The organism is Streptomyces sp. NPDC004838 (assembly GCF_053600955.1).
Genome location: NZ_JBSGAW010000015.1, coordinates 184,207 through 192,616, shown reverse-complemented (window position 1 = coordinate 192,616; position 8,410 = coordinate 184,207). Strand labels below are relative to the sequence as shown.

Here is an 8,410-nt window from a genome sequence, read left to right as displayed (position 1 = left end):
ACAACCCGAGGCCCTTCGTCTGGACGAAGTCCGCTGACGAGATCTTCGAACGCCTCACTGGATATCTGAACCGAATCAAAGACTCAGGACACTAGCGAGGCAATTGAGGAAGCCAAAACAAAGCGGGGCCCTTCCTACTGCCAGGACCGTGCCTGGCACGCCCCACACCTTGATCCCAGCACGCAGCCCGGACGCTATCCGGCGATGCGGCTCAGCCTGGTCTCCTGCTCCACACGCGACAGTTTCTCGGGATTGCGTACGAAGTAGAACCCGGTGATGAGGCCGTCCTCGACCCGCATCGCCACGACACTGTCGATCCGTCCGTCGCGCAGCACGACCAGCCCCGGATAGCCGTTGATCCGGGCCGGATCGAGCGATGTGCCGGCGTCGAACATGTTCAGGCCGGCGGCCAGCAGGCGTGCCACATCGTCGGCTCCCACGACGGGCTCCGGCATGGCCTGCGCGACTCCGCCGCCGTCGCCCAGGTAGACCACGTCCGGCGCGAGGATGTCGAGCAGGTCCCGCAGGTCACCGGAGTCGATCGCCCGCCGAAATGCCCGGAGCGCGGCTCGGGTATCGGCCGCGGAGACCACGGCACGCGACCGGCGCGCCGCGACGTGCGCCCGTGCCCGGTAGGCGATCTGGCGGACCGCGGCGGGGCTCTTGCCGACGGCGTCGGCGATCTCGTCGTACCCGAAGTCGAACAGCTCGCGTAGCACGAACACGGCCCGTTCGGTCGGCGTGAGCGCCTCCAGCACCAGCAGCATTGCCATCGAGACGCTCTCGGCCAACTCGAAGTCCTCGGCCGCGTCCGGCGCGGTCAGCAGCGGCTCCGGCAGCCAGGGGCCGACATAGGACTCTCTGCGTCGGCCGAGCGTATGCAGTCGGTCCACCGCCTTCCGCATAACGATCCGCACCAGGAACGCGCGGTGATCCTGGACCGAGCCGAGATCGTCTCCCACCCACCTCAGCCAGGTCTCCTGCAGGACGTCTTCGGCGTCGTCGGCTCAGCCGATCATCTCGTAGGCGACGGTGAACAGCAGGTCGCGGTGGGCGACGAACGCCTCGGTGGCCACGTCGACATGGCCACCTCCAGCGGTCGGATCAGCCCTTTCCGTCGCCCGATCGCCCTGCTGGCTCATAGTTCGGCTCCTGTCTGTTCTCATCTCACCCGCGCTACACGTATACGACGCCGGTCCCCACCGTTGTGTAACACCCGTGAGCGGTGGCGCACCTCACACGCCCGCCGTTGTCACAGGGATCGGGTCGCGGACGTCCTGTGACTGTCAGGACGCCGCAGACGATACGCGGCACGCAGCACCACGAGTGAGGTGGAAGTCATGGCAACCACGAAGATGCAGGCCACAGGGGCCCATTCGCGCCGCTGGGCCGCACTGTTCTTCATCGGGCTGGCCCAACTCGTTGTCGTTCTTGACGGCACCGTCGTGAACATCGCGCTGCCGTGACTCCAAGGAGACCTGGGATCTCCGACGGCGACCGGCAGTGGATCACCACCGCGTACACCCTCGCGTTGGGCAGCCTGCTGCTGGGCGGCCGGATCGCCGACTACACCGGCCGCAAGTGGAGCTGCCTGATCGGATTGATCGGCTTCGCCGACGCGTCGGCGCTCGGCGGCGCGGCGGACGACTTCGAGATGCTGCTGATCGCCCGCGCTGTCGCTGCTGACCGTGACGTTCACGCAGGCCATGGAGCGCGCCAAGGCGTTCGGGATCTGGGGTGCCATCTCCGCCGCGGGCGGCGCGATCGGGCTGCTGGCTGGCGGGGCGCTGACCGACTACCTGGACTGGCGCTGGTGCCTGGACATCAACATCCAGATCGCCCTGATCGCGGCGATCGGCTGGTACGCGATGCTGACCGAGTCGTGGCACGCGGGCCGCGCCCGGTTCGACATGCCCGGTGTGCTGCCGGTGACCGGCGGCCTGGTCGCGATCGTGTACGGCACCAGCCGGGCCGAGTCCGAGGGCTGGGGGTCGGCGCAGGTCGTCGGTCCGCCGTGCTGCTCGCCGCCTTCGCCGAGAGCCGGGTGCCGCAGCCGCTGCTGCCCTCGCGCGTGATCGCCGACCGTACCCGCGACGGCGCCCCTCGACGGTGAGGGGCGCGTTCCTCTGCGTCATGCGGTGGGACCGGGTGCGGAGGGCCGTTGGCCGGTGTCCCGCTGGGAGATGGCCTCTGCCACCTCGTCGAGGGCAGTGCGCAGGAAGGCGCCGTATGCGTCCTGAGGGAGGTTAGGGGCGTGTTCTTTGGCCGCGTTCATGTGCTCGGTGGCCGCGTCGAAGGATCCGAGTCGGCGGTAGGCGTCGGCGAGGTTGAGGTGGAGGGAGGGGTAGAACCCGGCGATATGGAGGCCGGCGTGGTGCTCCTTGACGCGCTGCTCGGTCACGGCGTCGGCAGCGTCCAGGGCCCGGATGTCCCAGGCGAGGGCCTGGGCGGGATCCTCATAGAGATCCGCGAGATAGTGGGCGAGGGAGCAACGGTGCAGCGGGTCACCGGTGACTCCTATCGCCGACCACAGGCTCAGGAGCTTGTGGCGGGCGGAAGCGATGTCGCCCGTTCGGCCTTCGGCGACGGCTTGGCCGATGGCTTCCATGGTCGGGTCAGGGCTGGCGGGCGCGGTGGTCATGGGAGTTTCCTTGTTGTCGTTCTTCGTTCTCGGGCTGGGTGGTCGAATTTCACGGGCATGGCCAGGGAGGTGAGATCGCCGCGGTCGGCGGAACGGATCGTGACGGGCCGGTCGTTTCCCCTCAGGTCGAGCATCACGTCGGGGCCGATCGCCGTGCTCACGGCGGGATAGAGCGTGGTCGTCTTGAACCAGATCCGGAGAGCCTCGCCCGTCACGGTGGCCGGGAGCGGGAAGCCGGGGTGCTCGTCGTCCGGTGTCGGGACGTTCACTCCGTGATCGGCGACGTGCAGCATGATGCGTTCGCCAGGGTGTTCTTCCAGGGCTCGCAGGAGCAGATCCTTCGAGACCGTCGCGCGGGTGGTGACTTCGCCCAGTGACGCGAGCATCAGCCGATAGTCGGGAAAGTCCTCGGACAGCATCCGGCAATGCCTGTCCTCCCTGTCTGCCGTGCGGAGCCAGATCCCGTGTGGCACCGCTTCGAGTCGGACCATCGGACTGCGGCGGATCTCGGCGATCGCCGCCCGCAGATCGTCGCCGTTGACCGTGCCGGCCCACGTCTGCCCCGGTTCGGCCGGCACCAGGGTCCGGCTGGAGAGCCGGTACCGGTCAGTCGCAGTCAGAACGACCGCCTCATCGCTCGCCTCGATGTGCAGGCCGGCGAGTACCGGCATCCCCGGCTCATGTGCGGTCGCGGTCAGGACCTGCTCGACCGCATCCGCGAGCACGGGACCCTTCAGCGTGGCAAACAGCAGACCGGGCGCGTTGCCGCCGAGTACGGACTTGATGACAGCGGCCTTCCGCAGCGCCGCTGCCGCATCCCCGACGATCTTCGCGACATGCTCATCGAGCAGCCGGGACGCCTCTTCGGCACCGGAGGCGAGGACCGCCTCGACAGCCGCGAGGGGCATAGCGATCTCGCGGAGCTGACGCAGTACCCTCGCCCGCGCCACCTGGTCAGCGCCGTAGTAGCGGTAGCCCGAGACCGGGTCCACTTCGGCAGGAGGCAGCAGCCCGGAGTCGGCGTAGAACCGCAACGCACTGGAGGTCAGACCACTGCATTGGGCAAAGACCCCGATCGGCATCAACTCGGAATTCGGCACCTCGCCATCATCGAGCTTCAACCAACTCGAAGGTCAACGTCGACGTCCGAGCTCACCAACCTCATGGACGGCAACACCCAGGGCGTGTCCGGTCGATCATGCTCGGAGTCAGATGGTGAGAGCTGCGGCGATCGCGGTGCCGAGATGGACGTGACGACCTTGACGTGTCGGCGACTCGGAGAGAACGGCACAGGGAGCTGGTTCACTCGTTCATCACGCTGGAGATCGAATCGGCACCGATCGCGGCCCGGTGCCGTCGGTGGTACATCCGGCCTCGCTGCCCGCCCCATGGGACTGGCGCACACCCTCCCGCGAGGTGTGACAGCTCCTCACCGCTCCGCTGGCGGCTGAGGAGTCCGGCCTATGCTCTCAGCTCACACGTGGTGGTCGAGACCTTTGTTCCGTGGTTCGGACAGGGCTCGGCCGGGGCCGGTCCGGGTGGGGCCGGGGGTGAGGGGGTGGTGGCATGAGCGGGACCGTGCGCTGGGGTGTCGTGGCGACCGGGGGCATAGCCGGCAGGTTCGCCTCGGATCTGCTCCGTATGCGGGAGGACGGTGAGAAGGTGGAGGTCGTGGCGGTGGCGTCGCGGTCCGCGGCGTCCGCGAGGGCCTTCGCGGACCGGTTCGGGATACCCCGGTCGTACGGGGACTGGGCCTCGCTCGCCGCGGACGGCGAGGTGGACGTGGTGTACGTCGCGACGCCCCACTCCGCGCACCGCGCGGTGGCCGCCCTGTGCCTGGAGGCCGGGAAGGCGGTGCTCTGCGAGAAGGCGTTCACCCTGAACGCGGCGGAGGCCGTGGAGCTGGTCGCTCTCGCCAGGCGCCGGAAGGTGTTCCTGATGGAGGCGATGTGGACGTACTGCAATCCGGTCGTCCGCAGGCTGGCCGAGATGGTGGGAGACGGCGCGATCGGTGATGTGCGGGTGATCCACGCGGACTTCGGCCTTCAGGGGCCGTTCGGCGCGGGCCACCGGTTGCGGGATCCCGCGCTCGGCGGCGGCGCGCTGCTGGACCTCGGCGTGTATCCGGTCTCCTTCGCCCAGTTGCTGCTGGGCGAGCCCGACCGGGTCCAGGCGCACGCCCGGCTCTCCCCCGAGGGCGTCGACCTGACCACCGGGGTCCTGCTCGGCTGGGACTCGGGCGCCACCGCGCTGCTCTCCTGTTCCGTCGAGGCCGCCACCCCGGTGACGGCCTCGGTGACGGGCACGACGGGCCGGATCGAGATCCCGCACGGCTTCTTCTACCCGGAGCGTTTTGTGCTGCACCGGGAGGGGCGGGAGCCGGAGGAGTACGCGGTCGGGGGCGACCGTCATTCGCTGCGGCACGAAGCGGCCGAGGTGGTCCGCTGTCTGCGGGCCGGTGAGACGGAGTCGCCGCTGGTGCCGCTGGACGGTTCGCTGGCGGTCATGCGCACGCTGGACGCGGTACGGGACAGGATCGGGGTCCGCTACCCCGGCGAGGAGAACCGGCCGAACCGGCAAGGCGGGTGACCGGCCCCGCGTGGGCGGGCACCTGGGGGGCCGATCCTGACGGCGGCCTACGCGGCCGGTGTCTACGCCGCCCTGCGCGCGGCGACCGGCGCGAAGGGCTCCCGGACGGCCGCCGAGACCGACGCGGTGACGACCGCGGTCTGAGGGCACGGATACGGGCTGAGGGCACGGACGCACCCGGAAGTCGACTCTGCCGGGTGCATACCCTTATGCGGACGGGGCGGCACCACAAGGCGGCCGGCCCAGCGCCGGACCCATGCACGGAGCGAGGTGAATGCCATGGGAGTACCGCTCACCTGGCTGCTACGGCGCCCGGACCTGCGCCTGATGGCGCTGGCCGGGCGCGACGGCCTGGAGCGCGACGTGGAGTGGGCACACAGCATCGAACTCGCCGACCCGGCCAAGTGGCTCAGCGGGGGAGAACTCGTGCTCACCACTGGACTCCGGCTGCCGGAGTCGTCCGAGGCCCGCAGGAACTACGTCCGGCAACTGGCGAAGGCCCGGGTGGCCGCGGTCGGGTTCGGCGTGGGCCTGTCGCACGAGCGCGTACCGGAAGCACTGGTCGAGGCGGCGGAGGAGACCGGGCTGCCCCTCCTCGAAGTGCCCCTGCCCACCCCGTTCGCGGCCGTCACCAAGGCGGTCATGGAACGGCTGGCCGAGCAGCAGTACGAAGGGGTCGTCCAGGCGTCCCGGATCCAGCCCCGGATGACCCGGGCCGCACTGCACGGTGGCGCACAGGCCGTCGTGCGGGAACTCGCCGTCTCCACCGGGACATCGGTCCTCTTCCTGGACCGGGACGGCACACCGCACGCCTCGCACCCACCCGGCACCAGTACGCCGGGCCCCGGCGTGCTCGCCGGGCTGCGTCCCGCGGACCAGGCAGCGGCGGCGGTGAGCTCCGGCCCCGAAGGGGTGGTGGCCGTGCACCAGGTGCGGGTGGGCCCCCGGGCGCACGGACGTCTGGTCCTGGTCACGGACCGGCCCCTCACACCGGTCGACCACCTCCTGCTCGGGCACGCCGCGTCGCTGATCGCCCTGGAGGCGGAGAAACCGCGGCGGTTGCGCGACGAACACAGCCGCGTGTACGGCATGTTCCTGCGGATGCTGCTGGAGGGGGCCGTCCCGACGGCCGCTGCGGTGGAGTACTTCACCGAGGCGGGCTTCCCGGCCCGGGACGGCGTGCGCGTGCTGGCGCTGCGGGGCGGGAACCCGCGCCGTGACCTGGAATCGGCGGGGGAGGAGCTTGACCGGCGTGGCCTGCCCCTGTTCGGCACCGTGCGGGAGGGGGACGCGGTGCTCCTGCTGCCGGCCGGGCACACGGACACGGCACGTACCGTCGCGGACGGCCTGCGCTCCCGCACCTGGGCCGGGCTGAGCACCGTACGGGACGCGGGGGACGTACCGGCGGCCTTCCGTGAGGCCATGAACGCCGCGTCGGCGGCGCGGGCGCGCGGCAGCAGGGACCTCGTCTCCTTCGAGTCGCTGGCCGGGCAGACCCTGATCACCAGCCCCGGGACGAGGGACGTGCTTCGAGCACTCGCCGACGCCCGGCTCGGCCCCCTCGCGGCGTACGACGCCCGGCACGGCAGCGACCTGGTCGCCTCCCTGCGCGCGTTCCTGGAACACAACGGCCAGTGGGAGGCGGCCTCGGCGGCGCTGGGAGTGCACCGCCACACCCTGCGCAACCGCATGGACCGGATCCAGGGAATCCTCGGGGCGGACCTGGAGTCGGCCCATGTCCGAGCCGAACTCCTGCTGGGACTGTCGGTGTGGCAGGAGTCCGGCCGAACCTGTCATACGGCGGACGCGGCCTCCTTGGCGAATGCCTCGCCGATGACGGTGAGCCCCTCGTCCAGCAGGGCGTCGGAGATCGACAGCGGCGGAAGGAACCGCAGGACGTTGCCGTAGCTGCCGGCGGTGAGCACCAGCAGCCCTTCCGCGTGGCAGCGCCTGGCGATCCGGGCGGTGAGTTCGGGGGCCGGGATTCGGTCGCCGAACGGCTCGACCAGCTCGATCGCGATCATCGCGCCTTTGCCGCGCACCTCCCCGATCACCGGGTGCGCGTCACTCAGTTCCCCGAGCCGCTCCCTCATGGTGTCGCCGATCACCAGCGCCCGTTTTGTCAGGTCGCCCGCCTCGATCTCGGCGAAGACACCGAGCGCGGCCTCGCAGGCCACCGGATTGCCGCTGAAGGTGCCGCCGAGGCCGCCGGCCGGTACCGCGTCCATCAGTTCCGCGCGGCCGGTCACCGCGCCGAGCGGCAGCCCGCCCGCGAGGCCCTTCGCCGTGGTGATCAGGTCGGGCCGGACGCCTTCGTGCTCGCAGGCGAACATCCGCCCGGTGCGCGCGATGCCGGTCTGGATCTCGTCGACGATCAGCAGAATGCCCCGGCTCCGGCAGATCTCGGCGACCCTCGGGAGAAATCCGGGAGCCGGCACCACGAAGCCGCCCTCGCCCTGGATGGGCTCCACCAGAACGGCGGCCACGTTGTCGGCGCCGACCTGGCGGTCCAGCAGGTCCGCCAGTGCGTCGGCGGCCTCCTCCGCGCAGTTCTCCGGACCGGTGGGCCAGCGGTAGGGGTACGCCATGGGAGCGCGGTGGACCTCGGAGGCGAACGGCCCGAAGCCCTGCTTGTAGGGCGTGTTCTTGGCCGTGAGGGACATCGTGAGCAGCGTGCGTCCGTGGAAGGCGTGGTCGAAGACGACGATGCCGGGGCGACCGGTGGCGGCACGGGCGATCTTGACGGCGTTCTCCACGGCCTCGGCACCGGAGTTCACCAGGATGCTGCGCTTCTCACCGGGGACGGGAGCGAGCTCGTTGAGCTTCTCGCATACGTCCAGATACGACTCGTACGGGTTGACGAGGAAACACGTGTGGGTGAACCGGCGCAGCTGCGCCGCCGCGCGCTCCGCCACGGCCGGGGCGGAGTTGCCGACCGTCGTCACGGCGATGCCGCTGCCGAAGTCGATGAAGGAGTTGCCGTCCGCGTCGACGATCACACCGCCGCCCGCGGCCTCCACGAACACGGGCAGGGCCGGGCCGACTCCGGCCGGGACCAGGGTCCGCTGACGGGCCAGCAACTCACGCGAGCGCGGGCCGGGGATCTCGCTGACGATCCGCCGTACCTGGGCCAGGTCGGGACCGCCGACAGGCCGGGAAGCACCGGGCATGGGACGTCCT

7 protein-coding genes and 1 pseudogene are annotated in these 8,410 nt (G+C 70.5%); 4 read left to right on the top strand and 4 right to left on the bottom strand.

Translation table 11 applies throughout. From position 1 onward, the window contains the following. Positions 1-194 precede the first annotated feature (194 nt). Positions 195-1,142, bottom strand: a pseudogene (locus ACWEFL_RS19250) (RNA polymerase sigma-70 factor). Between the two features lie 198 nt (positions 1,143-1,340). On the opposite strand from ACWEFL_RS19250, the gene ACWEFL_RS19245 reads away from it, so the two are divergent. Next, positions 1,341-1,466 carry a hypothetical protein gene (locus tag ACWEFL_RS19245; RefSeq protein WP_451713808.1) on the top strand — a complete coding sequence of 42 codons (126 nt, stop codon included), beginning with the start codon at positions 1,341-1,343 and terminating at the stop codon, positions 1,464-1,466. A gap of 222 nt (positions 1,467-1,688) precedes the next feature. Continuing rightward, positions 1,689-2,075 (top strand): MFS transporter, encoded by a 387-nt coding sequence (locus ACWEFL_RS19240; protein WP_451713805.1) that lies wholly within the window; start codon positions 1,689-1,691, stop codon positions 2,073-2,075. A gap of 56 nt (positions 2,076-2,131) precedes the next feature. Here the strand turns inward: ACWEFL_RS19240 and ACWEFL_RS19235 are convergent, their stop codons facing one another. Together ACWEFL_RS19235 and ACWEFL_RS19230 are read right to left on the bottom strand one after the other, a co-directional pair. After that, a complete protein-coding gene (locus ACWEFL_RS19235) occupies positions 2,132-2,641 on the bottom strand; it encodes a hypothetical protein (RefSeq protein ID WP_451713802.1) in 510 nt (169 codons plus the stop codon). Beyond that, complete coding sequence (locus tag ACWEFL_RS19230) at positions 2,638-3,741, bottom strand: DNA polymerase III subunit beta family protein (protein WP_451713799.1); 1,104 nt, start codon at positions 3,739-3,741, stop codon at positions 2,638-2,640. The genes ACWEFL_RS19235 and ACWEFL_RS19230 overlap by 4 nt, the downstream gene beginning before the upstream one ends. Positions 3,742-4,207: 466 nt before the next feature. Between ACWEFL_RS19230 and ACWEFL_RS19225 the strand changes: the two genes are divergently transcribed. Both ACWEFL_RS19225 and ACWEFL_RS19220 read left to right on the top strand, forming a co-directional pair. Continuing rightward, on the top strand, positions 4,208-5,230 hold the full coding sequence (locus ACWEFL_RS19225; protein WP_451713796.1) for a Gfo/Idh/MocA family protein: 1,023 nt from the start codon (positions 4,208-4,210) through the stop codon (positions 5,228-5,230). Between the two features lie 279 nt (positions 5,231-5,509). Then, the gene (locus ACWEFL_RS19220; protein ID WP_451713793.1) at positions 5,510-7,138 is read left to right on the top strand and encodes a PucR family transcriptional regulator; all 1,629 of its coding nucleotides are present in this window, start codon (positions 5,510-5,512) and stop codon (positions 7,136-7,138) included. Here the strand turns inward: ACWEFL_RS19220 and gabT are convergent. Continuing rightward, positions 7,024-8,400: a 4-aminobutyrate--2-oxoglutarate transaminase gene (gene gabT, locus ACWEFL_RS19215; RefSeq protein WP_451713791.1), complete on the bottom strand. Its 1,377-nt coding sequence runs from the start codon at positions 8,398-8,400 to the stop codon at positions 7,024-7,026. The two genes, ACWEFL_RS19220 and gabT, sit on opposite strands and share 115 nt — an antisense overlap. Positions 8,401-8,410: the final 10 nt, after the last annotated feature.